At 70.6% G+C, this 16,769-nt stretch carries 18 protein-coding genes; 6 read left to right on the forward strand and 12 right to left on the reverse strand.

What is annotated here, in order from left to right:
• A partial coding sequence (locus BW996_RS08195; RefSeq protein WP_139330812.1) for a transposase family protein occupies positions 1 to 281 on the reverse strand: 281 nt, incomplete at its 3' end.
• 150 nt (positions 282 to 431) lie between these two features.
• On the opposite strand from BW996_RS08195, the gene BW996_RS21005 reads away from it, so the two are divergent.
• On the forward strand, positions 432 to 1,451 hold the full coding sequence (locus BW996_RS21005) for a DUF3427 domain-containing protein (RefSeq protein WP_245801907.1): 1,020 nt from the start codon (positions 432 to 434) through the stop codon (positions 1,449 to 1,451).
• Positions 1,452 to 1,522: 71 nt separating this feature from the next.
• Positions 1,523 to 1,867 (forward strand): zinc ribbon domain-containing protein YjdM, encoded by a 345-nt coding sequence (locus tag BW996_RS08205; RefSeq protein WP_037482120.1) that lies wholly within the window; start codon positions 1,523 to 1,525, stop codon positions 1,865 to 1,867.
• Here the strand turns inward: BW996_RS08205 and BW996_RS08210 are convergent.
• The 10 genes from BW996_RS08210 to BW996_RS21655 form a co-directional block, all read right to left on the reverse strand.
• A complete protein-coding gene (locus tag BW996_RS08210) occupies positions 1,854 to 2,882 on the reverse strand; it encodes a tripartite tricarboxylate transporter substrate binding protein (protein WP_037482118.1) in 1,029 nt (342 codons plus the stop codon). The genes BW996_RS08205 and BW996_RS08210 overlap by 14 nt on opposite strands.
• Positions 2,873 to 3,601 (reverse strand): hypothetical protein, encoded by a 729-nt coding sequence (locus BW996_RS08215; protein WP_037482116.1) that lies wholly within the window; start codon positions 3,599 to 3,601, stop codon positions 2,873 to 2,875. Before BW996_RS08215 ends, BW996_RS08210 begins: the two co-directional genes overlap by 10 nt.
• A 1-nt stretch (position 3,602) precedes the next feature.
• On the reverse strand, positions 3,603 to 4,103 hold the full coding sequence (locus tag BW996_RS22455) for a hypothetical protein (protein ID WP_037482113.1): 501 nt from the start codon (positions 4,101 to 4,103) through the stop codon (positions 3,603 to 3,605).
• A gap of 4 nt (positions 4,104 to 4,107) precedes the next feature.
• On the reverse strand, positions 4,108 to 4,710 hold the full coding sequence (locus BW996_RS08225; RefSeq protein WP_037482110.1) for a hypothetical protein: 603 nt from the start codon (positions 4,708 to 4,710) through the stop codon (positions 4,108 to 4,110).
• A 1-nt stretch (position 4,711) separates the two neighbouring features.
• The gene (locus BW996_RS08230) at positions 4,712 to 5,419 is read right to left on the reverse strand and encodes a MotA/TolQ/ExbB proton channel family protein (protein ID WP_051631935.1); all 708 of its coding nucleotides are present in this window, start codon (positions 5,417 to 5,419) and stop codon (positions 4,712 to 4,714) included.
• Position 5,420: 1 nt separating this feature from the next.
• Positions 5,421 to 6,266, reverse strand: coding sequence for a lanthanide ABC transporter permease protein PedC (pedC, locus tag BW996_RS08235; RefSeq protein ID WP_037482107.1), 846 nt, complete (start codon positions 6,264 to 6,266; stop codon positions 5,421 to 5,423).
• Entirely contained in the window at positions 6,266 to 7,459 is a 1,194-nt protein-coding gene (locus BW996_RS08240) for a type 1 periplasmic-binding domain-containing protein (protein WP_051631934.1), read from the reverse strand. Before BW996_RS08240 ends, pedC begins: the two co-directional genes overlap by 1 nt.
• 5 nt (positions 7,460 to 7,464) lie before the next feature.
• On the reverse strand, positions 7,465 to 8,451 hold the full coding sequence (locus BW996_RS08245) for a PQQ-dependent catabolism-associated beta-propeller protein (protein WP_076458840.1): 987 nt from the start codon (positions 8,449 to 8,451) through the stop codon (positions 7,465 to 7,467).
• Between the two features lie 47 nt (positions 8,452 to 8,498).
• On the reverse strand, positions 8,499 to 9,218 hold the full coding sequence (gene pedB / locus BW996_RS08250; protein ID WP_037482103.1) for a lanthanide ABC transporter ATP-binding protein PedB/LutE: 720 nt from the start codon (positions 9,216 to 9,218) through the stop codon (positions 8,499 to 8,501).
• A 124-nt stretch (positions 9,219 to 9,342) separates the two neighbouring features.
• Positions 9,343 to 10,185, reverse strand: a complete 843-nt coding sequence (locus tag BW996_RS21655; RefSeq protein ID WP_051631933.1) for an MBL fold metallo-hydrolase — start codon at positions 10,183 to 10,185, stop codon at positions 9,343 to 9,345.
• Positions 10,186 to 10,498: 313 nt separating this feature from the next.
• Here BW996_RS21655 and BW996_RS21660 point away from each other — a divergent pair, with 313 nt between their 5' ends.
• On the forward strand, positions 10,499 to 11,458 hold the full coding sequence (locus BW996_RS21660; RefSeq protein WP_162177975.1) for a hypothetical protein: 960 nt from the start codon (positions 10,499 to 10,501) through the stop codon (positions 11,456 to 11,458).
• Between the two features lie 10 nt (positions 11,459 to 11,468).
• On the opposite strand, the gene BW996_RS08265 is transcribed toward BW996_RS21660, so the two are convergent.
• On the reverse strand, positions 11,469 to 13,673 hold the full coding sequence (locus BW996_RS08265) for a sigma-54-dependent Fis family transcriptional regulator (RefSeq protein WP_037482096.1): 2,205 nt from the start codon (positions 13,671 to 13,673) through the stop codon (positions 11,469 to 11,471).
• Positions 13,674 to 14,018: 345 nt separating this feature from the next.
• On the opposite strand from BW996_RS08265, the gene pedF reads away from it, so the two are divergent.
• The 3 genes from pedF (at position 14,019) to BW996_RS08280 (ending at position 16,765) form a co-directional block, all read left to right on the forward strand.
• Positions 14,019 to 14,492 (forward strand): cytochrome c-550 PedF, encoded by a 474-nt coding sequence (gene pedF / locus BW996_RS08270; RefSeq protein WP_037482094.1) that lies wholly within the window; start codon positions 14,019 to 14,021, stop codon positions 14,490 to 14,492.
• Positions 14,493 to 14,610: 118 nt separating this feature from the next.
• Positions 14,611 to 15,486 (forward strand): transporter substrate-binding domain-containing protein, encoded by an 876-nt coding sequence (locus BW996_RS08275; RefSeq protein ID WP_037482092.1) that lies wholly within the window; start codon positions 14,611 to 14,613, stop codon positions 15,484 to 15,486.
• A 61-nt stretch (positions 15,487 to 15,547) separates the two neighbouring features.
• Positions 15,548 to 16,765 carry a BaiN/RdsA family NAD(P)/FAD-dependent oxidoreductase gene (locus BW996_RS08280; protein ID WP_037482090.1) on the forward strand — a complete coding sequence of 406 codons (1,218 nt, stop codon included), beginning with the start codon at positions 15,548 to 15,550 and terminating at the stop codon, positions 16,763 to 16,765.
• Positions 16,766 to 16,769 lie beyond the last annotated feature (4 nt).

The following is a 16,769-nucleotide window of genomic DNA, read 5'->3' on the forward strand; positions in this document are numbered from 1 at the left end:
TCGAACCGCACCGAGTCCAGCAGGGCGAACACCCGGCTGAACGTGTCGTGCGAGGCGATGCCCTGCTCGAAGGGCAGGAAGCGCCGCAGCCACTCCAGCTTGAACTCGCCCCACTCGCTGACATCGACCCAGTCCTCGGCGCCCGCGGCCACCGCGCACAGCGCCGTCAGCAGCAGCTCCTGCAGCGGGTACTGGAAGCGGCCGGTCTGCCGGCGCGGATCGGCCAGGTCTTCAAAGTGCTGCATCAGCTCATCGCCGGGGGCCGTCGGGTGGTCTTGCATCGTGTCTTGGGCTGCGAGGTCGGGCTGGATTGTTACCACTCAATCGGGGTGGTGGCTAATGCAATCGCCCTGCGCCGTAACCCGGTTCAAGCCTGGATTGGCGACACCCGGAGCAGCGGGCACTTTCGGCTGGACGGATCACTTTTTGGCTTGAATCGCCCGCTCGTTCCCGAGCAGGCCGCGCCATTGGCGGAATGGCTGCAGGAACTGGTCGACTTCCGACTGGCCACCTATACCAGTCGGCAAGCGACCGAAGCGCAGGAAACCGTCGGGGCTTCGGTCATCGCTTTGCCCACACAACACCGCCCCACCGGCACGGTGATCCCCTTTTTCCCTGACCTCAGGATCGCTTGCGGCCATTTCCGCGCCGCTCGCACTGAATCCGTCGAACAACGCTGGCTGCCGGCCAGCTACGGCACGCTGGACCCAGAGCGCCATTTCATTGCACCGGCCTCCGGACATTCGATGGATGGCGGCAAGCATCCGATCCGTGATGGCGATCTGCTGCTGCTCGAGCTGATCACACCCCAGCGCGCCGGCTCGATCACCGGCAGCGTGATGGCCATTGAGCGACAAGACGACAGTGGGGACAACCAGTATCTGTTGCGCGTGGTCAGCAAGAACGCCGCCGGCCAGTACATCCTGAAAGCCCAGAATCCGGATTACGCCGACCTGCCGGCTACCGACGACATGCGCACACTGGCCCGGTTGCGCGCCGTGATCGATCCCCTGGATCTGGCGCGCGGCCAGCCCTTCATGCGCGAGGAGATTCCTGCACTCTTCGGGGATCAATTCAACCCAGGCAAATGGAATGTCGGCCATGTCACGCTGCCCTCACGGCGCGCGCATGTCCTGCTGGTCACGCTGAACAAGCAAGGCAAAGCCGAGGAACATCGCTACATCGATCACTGGATCGACGATCACACATTCCACTGGCAAAGCCAGAACAGCACCACACCCAGCAGTTCTCGCGGCCAGGAAATCATCCGGCACGCGGCCCTGGGCATCACGATCCATCTGTTCGTGCGCGACCACAAACTGGCCGCGGGCAAAGCCGCCCCCTTCGTTTATCACGGCCCGGCCGTCTACCGCTCTCACCAGGGCAGCGCACCGATGAGCGTGGTCTTCGACGTTGAGGCACCGGCTGGATGCCCGCCTGCGCGGGCATGACGGATCAGGGTCGGTACGGCGTGAGCGTACAGTCCCGCCTCCTTCTCCCCACCGACAAGCCGGATTCCACCATGACCCTGCCCGCCTGCCCCCAGTGCCAGTCCACCTACACCTACGAGGACGGCGCGCTGCTGGTCTGCCCGGAATGCGCCCATGAGTGGTCGCCCCAGGCGGCGGAGGCCGCGCCCGAGGTCGAGGCCGCGCGGGTGGTGCGCGACGCCAATGGCCAGGTGCTGGCCGACGGCGACAGCGTCACGCTGATCAAGGACCTGAAGGTGCGCGGCTCCTCGCTGGTCATCAAGGTCGGCACCAAGGTGCGTGGCATCCGGCTGGTCGAGGGCGACCATGACATCGACTGCCGCATCGACGGCGTGGGCGCGATGCAGCTGAAGTCGGAATTCGTCAGGAAGGCCTGAGCCCGAGCCGCTCGGCGGCGCGCTTCTCGGCGGCGTAGCTCTCGCGCAGGCTGCGGCCGTAGTCGGCCGGGCCGAGGTAGTCGGGCTCCTGGTCGTACTTGGCCAGCTCGGCCACATGCGCGGGATCGTTCATGGCGGCGCGGAAGGCTTCGTGCAGCGCGGCCACCACCGCCGGCGCCATGCCGCTGGGCCCCACCAGCCCGTAGGGCGAGGTGGCGACGATGCCGTGGCCCAGCTCCTTGAGCGTGGGCACGTTCGGCCAGCGCTTCGTGCGGTGCTCGGCAAAGGTCGCCAGCAGGCGCAGCCGGCCCGAATCGACGAACGGCGCGAAGCCGTTGGAGTTGATGCCCAGCATCACCTGGCCCGAGGCCACCGCCAGCATCTGCTCGGAGGTGCCCTTGTAGGGCACGTGGATGTAGCTGAAGCCGTGGCGCGCGGCCAGCTCGTCCATCACCACATGCGGCGTGGTGCCGGCGCCGTTGGTGGAAACGGTCAGCTCGCCCGGGCGCGACTTCGCGAAGGCGATGATGTCGGCGACGCTGCGCAGCGTGCTGCCGGCCGGCACCACCATGCCGAAGGTCACGCCCGAGATCTGCAGGATCGGCGTGGTGTCGCGGATCGGATCCCACAGCACCCGCTGGATGTGCGGCGCGCGCAGCGCCGGATAGGGCAGCTGCGCGATCGTGTAGCCGTCGGGCGCGGCCTGCTGCAGGATCGGCATCGCCAGCGTGCCGCCGGCGCCGGCGCGGTTCTCCACCACCACCTTCTGGCCCAGATGGCGCCCGGCCAGCTCGGCCAGCAGGCGCATCGTCAGGTCGGTGGCGCCGCCGGCCGGCCAGGGCACCCACAAGGTGATCGGACGCAGCGGAAAGCGTGTCTCGGCGCCAGCGCCGGACGCCGCGCCGCCCGGCTGCGCCCGCGCGGCCAGCGCCGCCGCCGGCCCGGTCGCCACCGCCGCCGCCAGCGTGCGCAGCAGCTGCCGGCGGCTCGGGTCGTGCTCGTTGCTCATTGCCATTCCATCAGCTCCATCGTCATCGTGCCGCCGGTCAGGAAGGTGGAGTTGGCCGGCTCGCGCCGCTCGACCTTGACCAGCCCGACGCCGGGGCAATACCACTCCAGCGTCGTCAGCGGCATGTCCTTGAACCCGTTGACCGGATCGGCGAACAGCCGCAGCAAGGCCGCCCCCTTGACCCGCGTGCAGTGCTCGAAGCGCCCGGCCGGCACCTCGACCCGGTCGTCCAGCGCCTCGATGGTCCAGACCACCGGCACCGAGGGGTGGGTGTGGCGGATCTCCGGCGGGAACTCGGCGTTGCGCCGCATCAGGTAGGTGGTGGTCGTGGTCTGCCAGCTCGTGCCCACCGCGATCGGCGCCTTGAGCACGAAGCGCGGCGCCGGGTCGGGCTTCGGCTCGGTGTCGATGTCGGACTTGGACGCGACCCGGTAGATGCCGCTGGCGTCGGCGCGCAGCCAGTAGTCCAGCCCGGTGTCGCTGCGCCGGCGCCAGGCGCTGCCGGACTCCAGCGCGCCATCCCGGCCGAGGTTGCTCAGCACCACCGTCTCGCGCTCGCGGGTGTCGTTCTCCCACTCGCTGCTCAGGCGGTAGGTCCAGCGCCGACCCTCTTCCAGCGGAAAGAGCGAGCTGCCGGGCGGCTCCTTGCAGCCGCTCAGCAGCGCCAGCACCGCCGAGGCGGCCAGCAGCGCAGCGATCGAACGGGAGAACATGCGGCGGCTCATCTCACTTCTCCGGCAGCTGCGGCGCGGGCAGGTCGCGGATCTTGACCACCTGCTCGTCCGAGCCCGGGCGCAGCCAGCTCAGGCCCTTCGGCCCGCGCTTGGGCTCGGAGCTGCCCAGCTGGGTCACGCCCTGGCGGGTCTTCTTGATCGCCTCGCCCAGGAGCGCATGCAGATCCTTGCTGTAGGGCAGCTGGTAGGCGCGCGGCTGCGGCACCGGCTTGCCGTCGCGGATCTCGTTGACCCAGACGTAGAGCGCGCCCTCGCGGCCCTTGGCCGGCTCGTCGAACACCGCCGCCAGCAGCACGAAGCGCTCGGGCAGCGCATGCCGGCTCGGCCAGCCCCAGACCTGCTCCAGCGCCGCGTCGCTCCAGAAATACAGCGCCGTCACCACCGTCACCAGCAGGCCCTTGGCCCACACCGGCCAGCGCGAGGCCACCAGCGCCAGCCCCAGCACGAACAGCACCGCGACAAAGGCCCACAGCACGCCATCGGTCGTCGTCATCGCCTCAGATCCTTTCCACCAGCGTCTTGGCCAGCGTGTTGACCCCGGTGACCCGCCCATCGCGGTCCACCGAGAAGCGCACCGCGGTCGCCTCGTCGCCCTTGCGGGGGAGGTTCACGGTGCCGTAGAAGACCACCTCGGCGCGCGGATTGACCTTGACCACCGAGACATTGACCGGCACCGGCTGGCCGTCCTTGCTGTCGTAGTAGAAGACGTTGACGACATACTCGCCCGGCGCGAAGCCGCGGATCGTCACCACCTCCTGGTTCAGCGGGTTCACCACCTGCTGGCCGTTGACCACGATCGCGTCGTTCGACAGGCCGCGGTCGTCGCGGTCGAGGTGCATCATTCCGCCCTCGCGCTGGCGGAACCACACCCGGTTGCCGCCCGGATCCTCGATCCAGGTGTCGATGTCGTTCGGGTTCATGTCCGGCCAGGTCACGGTGACGATGAACTCGGCCTTGGCATCGATCACGCCGGTCTTGGCCTTCGGGTTCATCGCCAGCAGCGCGACGGTGAACAGCATGACGAAGATCAGCAGCGTGTTGAACAGCAGGTCGCTGAACGGGTCGATCTCGTCGGTGCGACGCGGGCGCAGCACCGCCATGTCAGCGCCCCACGGCCGCAGCGTCGGCCAGGATGTCGGCCGCCAGCCGGTCGGCCAGGCGGTCGAGCAGCAGCAGCTGCAGCCCCAGCCACAGATTGACCACCAGCCCGGCCAGCGTGGTGTAGAGCGCGATCGCCATGCCGCCGGTCATCTGCTGCAGCAGCTTCTGCACCTCGGCCAGCTCGAAGCCCTGCGACTGGCCGATCTGCATCGACATCAGGATGAAGCCCACCACCGTGCCGAGCAGGCCGAGCTTGATCGTCGCGGCCGCGAACCACCAGGCGGTCTCGTGCGGGCCATGGGTGCGCTCAGACAGCAGCGCGGTCGCCTCGGGCTGGCCGCGGCGCAGCTCGTCGAGGTAGCTCGCGCGCCAGCCCGACGTCCGGCCGGGCTGCGCCTCGGCCTGCAGCCGCCAGGCACGCCGGCCGCACCAGCCGGTCACCACCCCGCCCAGCAGCACGATCAGCAGGCTGATGCCGCTGGGATCGCCCTCGATCAGCCGTGCCCACCAGCCGTGGCGCTGCATCCACCAGATCAGGAAGACGGCCACTCCGGCCAGCAGCGCCCAGCCCCAGAACAGGCGCTGCGCCAGCGCGGGCAGATCGGCCGCGCCCGCCGCACCCGCCACGCCGCCGGGCGGCGCGTAGTCGGCGGGCAGGGCCGTGCCTGCGCGGTTGCGGTCGCGCATCGATTGCCAGAAACCGGACATGTCAGCCTCCTGCGCCGCCGGGCGGGCCGCCGCCGCCGCGTTTGGTGAGCGCGCCGAAGCCGCGCTGCGGGTCATAGCCCCAGGCCGCCAGGCCGAAGCACAGCGCCAGCGTGCCCAGCACGATCCAGGGCGCCTCGCCCGGATCCTTGCCGTACATCGCGTAGCGCATCCACTCGACGGCGTGGGTGAACGGGTTGAAGCGCGCGATCTGGTACACCCAGGCCGCCCCCGATTCCTCCAGCTTCCACAGCGGATAGAGCGCGGTGGACATGAAGTACATCGGGAAGATCACGAAGTTCATCGTGCCGGCGAAGTTCTCCAGCTGCTTCACATGCACGCTCAGCAGCAGGCCCAGCGCGCCGAGCATCAGCGCCGCGCTGACCAGCGCCAGCAGCAGATGCGGCGTCTGCGGCCCCCACAGCGGCAGCTCGGTGCCGATCGCCCAGGCGATCAGCACGAAGGCCAGCGCCTGCAGCAGCGACAGCACCGCGGTGGCGGTGAGCTTCGAGAACAGGATCCACCAGCGCGGCAGCGGCGCGGTCAGCAAGAGGCGCATCAGCCCCATCTCGCGGTCGTAGACCATCGCCAGGCTGGACTGCATGCCATTGAACAGCAGCACCATGCCGATCAGGCCCGGCGCGATGTAGACGTCGTAGGCGATGTAGGTGTCGTAGGGCTCGGCGATCGCCATGCCGAAGACGTTGCGAAAGCCCGCGGCGAACACCGCCAGCCACAGGAGCGGGCGCACCAGCGCCGACACCAGCCGACCGGTCTGGCGCGAGAACTTCGCCACCTCGCGCCAGACGATGGCGCGCAGGGCCTGCAGAGCGTGGGCGGGGCCGGCCATCAGCGCGCCACCTTGCAGAGCTTCTCGGGCGCGTCCACGCCCAGGGTGTCGAGGCTGTTCTTCGGATGCAGCACGCCGTCGACCGGCGCGGTGCCGATGACGCCCTGGCCGTCGGTCAGCAGCATCGTCTGGCGCATCTGGCCGTCCCAGGGGCGGAAGCTCATTGCCACGCCCTTGGAGCCGTCGAGCTCGGCCTCCAGCAGCGCCTTGTGCACCGCGGCGGCCGGCCCCTTCGGCGCGGCGACCACCGCGGCGGCCAGCGCCTTGCCGCCCATCCAGGCGCTCCAGTCGGCGGCCGACATCGGGCGCTGCGCCGTCTTCGTGAAGCGGCGCGAGACCTGCGGCGCGCCGAAGCGATCGTACTGCGCATGCCAGGCCAGCGCGGTCAGGCCGGCGTCGCCCACCACCGGGCGCGGCGTGGCGGTGCGGTAAGGCAGCATGCGGGCGAACTCGCCGTCGCTGTCGACCACCCAGACCACATCATGCGAGCCTTGCGTCAGCAGCAGCGGATTGGCCAGATCGCGCTCGCGCGGATCACCCGAGAGCTTGAAGGGCTTGGGGCCGACAAGCTTCAGGCCATAGCGCCGGATCGCGGCCTGCGCGGTGGCGGCGCGCTGGGCGTCCTGCGTCGACGGGCCGGCGAGCAGCAGCACGTTCGTCCACTTGCGGCTGACCAGGGCCTGCGCCAGCGCGTCGGCGCGCATGCGCTCGCTCGGGATGACATGCAGCAGGCGCGCGCGGCAGTCCTGCTGGCGCAGCCGGTCCTCCGCCGCGCCCAGGTTCAGCACCGGCAGCTTGACCGCATCCGCGCCGGCCAGCAGCCAGTCGGCCGGCAGGTCGGCCAGCAGCGCCACCGCCCCGCCCTTCTCGGCCTTCTGCGCCGCCGCGCGGGCCTCGGCGGCCGAGCCGACCTCGACCGTCTCGACCGCCAGCGAGGCGCCGGCCGACTCCAGCTCCAGCCGCGCCTCCTTCAGCGCCACCTGCACGCCGTCGGAGGCCGGCCCGGTCGGATGGCCGAGATAGGCCCGCTCGACCCGAGTGCGATCCAGGCGCTCGTCGCCGGCCGGCACCAGCAGCGTCGCCTTGAAGGCCGCCGCCGGCGCCAGCGTCGCCACGCCCAGCAGCGCCACGCCAATCGCCCGGTCACGCCAGGCCCGGGAGAACCTCCGGGAGGAGATGAACTGCACCGGCATCGCCCTCACTCCACGACGACGACGCTGTGCGGCACGCGCCCGACCGGCACCGTCTTCAGCGCCTTGGCCGCGCCCACGTCGATGATCGTCAGGTCATCCGACAGCCCGTTGGCCACCAGCAGCCGGTCCTGCGCCTTGTTCAGCCCCAGACCCCACGCCCGCTTGCCCGCCAGCACCAGGTCCGTCACCTTGCGGCTCCCCACGTCCACGAAGGCCACATGGTTGGCCTTGCCCAGCCCCACGAACGCCCGCTTGCCATCCGCGCTCATGGCAATGCCCACCGGCGTGATGTCCGCCGCTCGCGCCCCCTTCACCTCGAACCGGATCGTGTCCACAACCTCGTGATCCTTCGTCCCGATCACCGTCACGCTTGCCCCAAGCTCGTTCGTCACCCACAGCTGGCTGCCGTCCGGCGTCAGCGCAAAGCGCCTCGGCCGCTTGCCCACCTTGATGTTCTTCGTCACCTTGCCACTGGCCGCATCGATCACATGCACCAGGCTCGCCACCTCCGAGGTCACGTACACCGTCCGCCCATCACGGCTCACCAGCACGCCCTCCGGCTCCTCGCCCACCTTGATCTCGGCGCTGCGCTTGCCGCTGACCACGTCGATCACCCCGACCACGCCGTCTTCCTCGTTCGACACATACAGCGTCTTGCCATCCGGCGTCAGGTCGAAGATCTCCGGGTCATCCCCCAGCCCGATCTTCTTCACCGACTTGCGCGTGGCCAGATCGATCAGGTCGGCCTGGCCCGAGTCCCCGCACGCCACCAGCAGCTGCCGGCCCCCGTCGGTCAACACCATGTGGCGCGGCCGCTTGCAGGTGGCGATCGTGCCCGTCACCGCCTGCGTCTTCAGGTCCAGCACCGTCAGCTTGTGGTCCTTCTCGCTCGAGATGAAGGCCGTCTGGGCCTGCGCAGGCAGCGCGGCGGCAACAGCGACCAGCAGGGCGGCCAGCGACAGCAGAGGGCGGCGGTGAGAACGAGCAGTCATGGTTCTTGTCTCCTGGATCGGTTGCACGTCGACGTGCCTGTTGAAGTTCAGGGCGCGTGGGTGGCGCGAATGAAGGCCTCTTCGAGCCGCTCGCCGCCCAGCGCCACCGTGACCGCCGCCGGCGAGCCATCGGCCAGCAGCCGGCCCTTGTGCAGCACGACGACCCGGTCGGCGGCCTCGGCCTCCTCGACCAGATGCGTCGCCCACAGCACGGTGGTGCCGCGCGCGGCGATGTCGGCACGAATGGCGGCGAGCAGATCGCGGCGTGACTTCGGGTCCAGCCCCACGGTCGGCTCGTCCATCAGCACCACCTTCGGCCGGTGCAGCAGCGCGCGCACCAGCTCGACCTTGCGCCGGTTGCCGCCCGAGAGCTCGCGCACCGGCCGCGCCAGATCCTTGTCGAGGCCCAGCGCGCGGCAGCCCTCGGCGATGCGTTCGCCCGCCACCCGGCGCGGCAGGCCGTGCAGATCGGCATGGAAGCGCAGATTGCGCTCGACCGAAAGATCCAGATCGAGCGACATCTGCTGGAACACCACGCCGATGTCGGCCAGCGCGCCGACCGCGTCATGCCGCAGCGAGCGCCCCGCCACCGTCACCTCGCCCTCGTCGGCGACGAACAGGCCGGTCAGCACCTGGAACAGCGTCGACTTGCCCGCGCCGTTGGGCCCGAGCAGCGCGACGAACTGCCCGGCCGGCAGCGCCAGCGTCAGACCGGCCAGCGCGGTGCGCTCGCCGTAGCGCTTGATCAGGCTCTGGATCTTCAGCATGGCATCGGAATCGGAATCGGAAGGAAGAGGTCCGGTTTGTACCCAGGACCCGCCCGGCTGTCCCGTCCGGGCTTTCACCAAGGCAGATTGCCCGGGGTGGGCTCAAAGAACGCTCAAAGGACGCTCAGAGGTCGATTTCCATCCGGTCGGCGGTCAGCTCGATGCCGTGGCGGGCCAGCACGCCAGCGGGCACCGCAGTGCTCAGGCCGGACTCCGGCACCGGCATCAGCAGCTTGCGCCGCGCGCCGACCTGGTCGAGCTGCGCAAGCAGCTGCTCGCCGGCCTCGACCTGCTCGCCGGCCTCCAGCCGCGGATCGATCGCGTCGTCGCCCAGCAGCAGGCAGTCGGCCTGCTGCATCCACTCGAGCGCCTCCGGTCCAGCCCCGAGCAGACTGCGAGCACAGAACAGGCGCTGGCCGGTCACCACGTCGCGCACCGCCAGCGCGATCGTCTCGCCGACCGCCGGCGCCGCTGGCCGGGCCGAATGCAGCGGCAGCGGCCCGTCGGTCGCCACCGCGGTGAACTCCAGCGTCGGCTGGCCCTCGACCCGGAACACCGCCTCGCGCGATTCGCCCGCCACCGGGATCACATGCCAGTGCACGCTGCAGTAGTGCTGCAGCAGCGGCAGCACCGGCAGGGTGTGGGTCAGCTCCTCGAAGACGGCCGGGGTCGCGTAGAGGTGGATCGGCGCGCCGTCGCGCAGGCTCAGCAGGCCGGTCACATGGTCGACCTGCGAATCGGTCAGCACCACCGCGCGCACCGGCGCGTCGGCCAGGCCACGGTGGCGCAGCAGCCGGGCATCGGTGCCGAGCTGCCCGGCCACCGCCGGCGACATGTTGATCAGCACCCAGCGCATCTGGTCGCCCGACAGCGCCAGCACGCCGGGCGCGCGGGTCGAGTTGAGCGCCGGCGCGATCGGCTGCAACGGCACGGCGTCGCCGCCCCCCTTGAGTACGACCAGCTTCATGGCATCTCCGGCTGCCCGACCTCTCGGAAAAGAATGCGGCAGGCCTGCTGCGCTTCGAGTTCGGTCATGATGGAATGAGAAAAAATGGATCCGAGGTCGTTTCGGACGCTGGCCTGTTTCGTGCAAGACGCGTGCCGGACACGCAATGTCGCGCAAGCGACGCACGCGGCCCGTCAAAGCCGCGGCCCGACCGGCACGACAGGGGCATTCCCGAGCCCGGACCGAGCCCAGATCGAGCCCTTGCGGTGACATGTCATGCATTGCTCCATTTGGGCACAGTCCACATCCACACGCTGACACAGGGGCAACCCGAATGCCTGGGCCTGACACAAAAACCGCCGCGCTGGCCATGCTGCTGACGGCAGCCGGCGCCGCGAGCGCCGCGCCAGCGCCCTGCCCCGGCCCGGCGCTGCCGATCCACGCGCTGGCCGACGGCGTCTGGCGGATCTCCAGCAGCGCCGGCGACAGCCATGCGATCAACCAGGGGCGCATTTCCAATCTGCTGGCGGTGCGGGAGGGCCGACGCCTGTGGCTGCTGGGCAGCGGCCCGGATGCACGCTTCGCGCGGGCGCTGGACTGCCAGCTCGCGCGCCATGCCGGCCGACGGGTGAGCGACGTGATCGCGCCCTGGCCGCGACCGGAGCTGGTGCTCGGCCAGGGCGGACTGCCGACCGCCCGGCGCTGGGCGCATGAGGAGGTCGCCGCAGCGATGCGGGAGCGCTGTCCGCAGTGCGTCGAGCGGCTGGCGCAGCGCCGCGACCTGCCCGCCGGCACGCCGGCCGAGCCGGTGGTGCTGCCGAACCGGCTGCTGCGCGGCGCCAGCGGCCAGCTCGGCCCCTGGCGCTGGCACCGGCTGATGCGCTCGGACAGCACCGCGGTCACCGTGTGGCAGCTGCCGCGCCAGCGCATCGCCACCGCGCACGGCCTGCTGTGGAGCGACGGCGCGCCCGACCTGCGCGACGCACGCATCGCGGCGATGAAGGCCTCGCTGCAGGCGCTGTCGGCGCTGCAGCAGCAGCCGGACGGCCCGCTGCAGTGGCTTCCGGAACAGGGCGAGATGCTCGGCGTGGAGGCTCCGGACGGCCATCTGGCCTATCTGGAAACGCTGGAGCGTCAGGCCGACCGGGCGATGGAAGACGGCACGCAGGAGAGCGACCCACCTCCGCCCCCCGAGGCCGCCGCGATGGCCGCCGGCCTGCGCCATGGCCTGAACTGGCAGCACGCCTGGCGCGAGGCCGAGGCGCGCTGGTTCGGCGCCACGGCGCCGCGCTGACCGCCGCCGCTCAGCGGCCGTCGCTGCGCCAGCGCAGCTTGCGGTAGATGGTGTTGCGGCTGATGCCCAGGCGCTTGGCCGCGACCGAGATGTTGCCGCCGGCCGCATCGACCGCCTGCTGGATGGTGCGCAGCTCGATGTCCTCGAGCGACATCGCCGGCTCGTCGGGCAGGCGAGCGGCAACCGGTGTCGGCACCTGCGGCGCCGGCATCGACACGGCGGGCGGTACCGGCTCGACCGGCACGGCCACAGGCGGCACCGGCACGGCGGCGGCCTGCGCCGACCCGGGCGACGCGGCAAAGACGGGTGCCGCCACCGGCTCGGCGCTGGCGGCGCGCTGCTGCGCCACCCGGCGCGCGTCGTCGATGAAGTCGTCCGACAGATGGTCGCGGGTGATCAGCGTCTCGCCAGAGGCCATCACGCAGGCGGTGCGCAGCACGTTGAAGAGCTGGCGCACATTGCCCGGCCAGTGGTAGCCCTGGAACAGCCGCACCACCTCCGGGCTCAGGCGCAGGCGCCGATCCGGGCTCTCGCGGTCCAGGATGCGCTCGACCAGCGCCATCAGGTCGGAGCGCTCGCGCAGCGGCGGCAGGCGCACCGCCAGGCCGTTGAGGCGGTAGTAGAGATCCTCGCGGAAGGCCTTCTGCTCGATCATCTCGCGCAGGTTGCGGTGGGTCGCGCAGACCAGCGTCACATCGACCGAGACCGACTTGGCGCTGCCCAGCGGCGTGACCTGGCGCTCCTGCAGCACCCGCAGCAGATGCGCCTGCAGGCTGATCGGCATGTCGCCGATCTCGTCGAGAAAGAGCGTGCCGCCGTTGGCCTGCACGATCTTGCCGACCGCGCCCTTGCGCCGCGCGCCGGTGAAGGCGCCCTCCTCGTAGCCGAACAGCTCGGCCTCGATCAGCGTCTCGGGAATCGAGGCGCAGTTGACCGCAACGAAGGGCTGGCGGGCGCGCTCGGAGTCCTGGTGGATCGCGCGGGCCAGCAGCTCCTTGCCGGTGCCGGTCTCGCCGAGGATCAGGATCGGGATGTCACGGTTCAGGACACGGCGGATCTTGTCGATCAGCGCGGCGAACTGGGTGTCGCCCAGGCTCAGGCTGGCCAGGCCGGTGGCCGGCGCGGCGCCAGCTGCCGTGCCGCCGCCCACGCCGCCGCCGTTGCCGGCCGCACTGCTGCCGGCGGCCTCCGCAGCGCCCGCCTCGGCCGCGCCCACCGGGGCTGCCGAGGCCGCCGCCTCGGCAGCAAATCCGCTCGAGGCGGCATGCCAGACCGGCCAGTTGAAGCGCGCGTAGACATGGAACTGCCGGCCGCTGGAGAGCTCGACCGGCAGCGGCGTGGCCAGCGGCGAGCGGAAACGGTCGACCAGCGCCGCCACCGTGGTGCCGAACAGCGACGAGATGGTGTGCATGCGCAGCGCCGCCCCCGACAGGCCGAGCTGCTCGAGCGCGCCGCGGTTGGCGCCGACCAGCTTGCCGTCCTGGCTCACCGCCAGGATGCCCTCCATCAGCGTGCCGATGAACTCGACCCGGCTGTGGAAGTGCAGCCGCATGACGTTGCGGTAGTCGTCGGTCAGCCAGTGGTTCTCGATCATGCGCGCGCTCATCTTCACCAGGCCCATCGTGTGCTGGTGATAGCTGCGCTGGTCGCCCGAGACATCGAGCACACCCAGGATGTTGCCGCGCGGATCCAGGATGGGCGCGGCCGAGCAGGTCAGGAAGTGGTTGGCGTGCATGTAGTGCTCGTCGGCATGCACGAGCGTGGGCGACTCCTCGATCAGCGCGGTGCCGACCGCGTTGGTGCCCTTGGCCTGCTCCGACCAGTTCACCCCGGGCTGCAGCGCGACCTTGGAGGCCCGGTTCAGGAAGTCCTGATCGCCGATCGAGTGCAGGATCGTGCCGGTGGCGTCGCACAGCAGCACCATCGACTCGCTGTTGACGATCTGCTCGTAGAGCATCTCCATCACCGGCGCGGCATGCGCGTACAGGCGCTGGTTGCGCTCGCGCACCACCCCGAGGTCGGACCGCCCCAGCGGCGAATAGTCCAGCCGCTCGATGCGCGACAGCCCGAAGGCGGCGCAGCGCTGGTGCGACTGGTCGATCTTGTGCACATGCTCGTTGTCGAGCGGCAGCGCCGAGGCGATCGGGCGTCGCGGATCGTTGGCGCCGGGGCGCATGCGCAAACCCGCGGATGCCGGGGTATAGGGACCTGCCATGCTGTCTCCTGATCTTCTCTGGTCTCTGGGCGGTGGGCGCGAGACGCCATTGTCTCGCGTTCCTGCCAGTGGACGGACATGTTCGCGGCGGGATCGAACACAGCCATCCGGGTTGTCATCAAATCGAACACATGACCCGGTCACATGTCACAGGGCGCTGGAAAACACCATGATGCCGCGCAAATCGGAAGCATCCGACACCCGCCAGATCAGGACAGACCCTGGTTTTGCCACCCGATCCGCCCCGATTTCCGTGCTTGGCACAGTGATTGCAGATTCAATGCCAGCAACAATCAGCCGATGCCTGCAGGCATCCATTCCACCGCATTCCCCAAGGAGACACGAATGGCACGTGGCACTTTCTTCCGCGCAGCGGCCCTCGCCGCCCTTGCAACCCTTGCCGGACAGGCGCTGGCCCACGGCGACGTGACGCCGCAGTCGGTCGACACCTCGGGCCTGCCGCAGCTGGGCACGGAGTGGCGCGCAGAGAACCCCTATCGCAAGAACGACAAGGCCATCGAGGTCGGCACCTCGGCCTACACGCAGAACTGCGCGCGCTGCCACGGCCTGGATGCCATCTCCGGCGGCATCGCCCCGGACCTGCGCAAGCTCGACAACGACTGCGCCAACATCAAGGCCCCGGCCCGCCAGGCCGCCTGCGTGAAGGACGTCGACGACTACTACCTGACCAGCGTGCGCCGCGGCAAGGTCCGCAACGGTGCGGTCTACATGCCGCCGTTCGAGGGTACCTTCAACCAGGAAGCCATGTGGGCCATCAAGGCCTACCTGGAGACCCGCCGCGAGAAGCCGCTGCCCTGAACGGGCTGACGCCGGAGGGATCGCCCTGCTCGGCGGCACAATCGACGCCGGCCGCCACCCTCGGGTGCCGGCCGGCTTTTTTCATCCGGACAGGCTCCGGGAGACGGAGACAAGAACCATGACCGATCGTGACGAGAACGCCAACCCGCTGCGCCGCCGCCTGATCACTGCGGCGCCGGCGCTGGCCCTGGGCACGCTGCTGGGCGTCGGCGGCAGCGCCCAGGCCCAGGACGAGAAGAGCGCGCTCACCCGGGTGCGCGAGCGCGGCCGCCTGGTGGTGGGGCTCTACCACGACCTGCCGCCTTTCCATGTCAAGGGCCAGGGCATCGACACGGAGCTGGCGCAGGCGCTGGCCAAGGGACTGGGCGTGGAGCTCTCGCCGCTGCCCTTCAATGCCGGCGAGAACATGAACGACGACCTGCGCAACATGGTCTGGAAGGGCCATTACCTGGGCTACGGTCCGGCCGACGTGCTGCTGCATGTGCCGGTCGACCGCCCGCTGATGATGGAGAACCCGCAGGTCAGCATCTTCGGCCCCTACTGGCGCGAGCGGGTGGCCGTCGCCCGCGACCTCTCGAAGCTGCCCGAGCTCGACAGCCTGGAGCCGCTGCGCGGCCGGCCGGTGGCGGTGCCGGGCCAGTCGCTGGCCGGCTGGCTGATGATCGGCGCCGAGTCGGGCATGCTGCGCGACTCGCTGCAGACCAAGATGGACAACGGCGTGATCGCCGCGCAGATGCTGCAGCGCGGCGAGGTGGTGGCCGCCGCCGGCCTGCGCTCGGAGCTGGAATCGACGCTGCAGGGCGACCCGCGCTTCGCCATCGGTCCGCTGCCGATGCCGCGCGCGCCCAAGGACGGCTGGGCCGTCGGCATGGCGACGAAGAAGAACGCCACCGATCTGGCCGAGGCGCTGCAGCGCGTGGTCAACGAGCTGGCGGCCTCCGGCGCGCTGAAGGCGATGTTCGCCAAGGGCCGGCTGGAGTGGCGTCCGGTCTGAGGCCGCGGCCCGCACCGGGCGCGACCGGGCGGCGCCGGGCCACTCCCGGATAATCCGCCCGATGGAACATTTCGACGCCATCATCGTCGGGGCTGGCGCGGCCGGTCTTTTCTGCGCCGCGCGCGCCGGCCAGCAGGGCCTGCGGGTGCTGCTGCTCGACCACTCGGCCAAGATCGCCGAGAAGATCCGCATCTCCGGCGGCGGTCGCTGCAATTTCACCAACCGCGACGCCGGCCCCGCCAACTACCTCTCCGACAACCCGCGCTTCGCGCGCTCGGCGCTGAGCCGCTACACGCCGGCCGACTTCGTCGCGCTGGTGCAGCGCCACCGCATCGCCTTCCACGAGAAGCACAAGGGCCAGCTCTTCTGCGACCACAGCGCCGAGGACATCATCGCGATGCTGCTGCGCGAGGCCGAGGCCGGTGGCGTCACCCGCCGCCAGCCCTGCGGTGTGCGCGGCATCCGCCGCACCGAGGGCGAGGCCCCGCGCTTCGAGCTCGACACCGACGCCGGCCCGGTGGCCGCGCCGCGCCTGGTCATCGCCACCGGCGGCCTGCCGGTGCCGGCCATCGGCGCGAGCGACTTCGGCCTGAAGGTGGCCGAGCAGTTCGGCCTGCACCTGATCGCGCCGCGGCCGGCGCTGGTGCCGCTGACCTTTGCCGCCGACACCTGGGCGCCATTCGCGGCGCTGTCGGGGCTGGCGCTGCCGGTGGGCATCTCCACCGGCACCGGCAAGGCCCGCACCACCTTCCTGGAGGACCTGCTCTTCACCCACCGCGGCCTGAGCGGCCCCGGCGTGCTGCAGATCTCCAGCTTCTGGCGCCCCGGCCAGCCCATCGAGATCGACCTGACGCCGGGTCTGGACCTAGCCGCGCGGCTGCTCGCGGCCAAGCAGGGCTCGCGGCGCCAGCTCGGCAACGAGTTCGCCACGCTGCTGCCCAGCCGGCTGGCCGAGGCCTGGCTGGCCGGTGCCGGCCTGGACGCGGCACGCCCGATGCCCGAATGCCGCGACCGCGACCTGCAGACGCTGGCGCAGCGCGCGCGCGCCTGGTCGATCCAGCCCGCCGGCGACGCCGGCTGGAAGAAGGCCGAGGTCATGGCCGGCGGCGTCGACACCCGCGCGCTGAGCTCGCAGTCGCTCGAGAGCCGCCAGGTGCCGGGCCTGCACTTCATCGGCGAGGTGGTGGACGTGACCGGCTGGCTGGGCGGCTACAACTTCCAGTGGGCCTGGGCCAGCGCCGCGGCCTGCGCCGACGCGATGGCGGCCGCTCGCGCCTGAGCGC

Source organism: Sphaerotilus natans, assembly GCF_900156335.1.
GTDB lineage: Bacteria > Pseudomonadota > Gammaproteobacteria > Burkholderiales > Burkholderiaceae_C > Sphaerotilus > Sphaerotilus natans.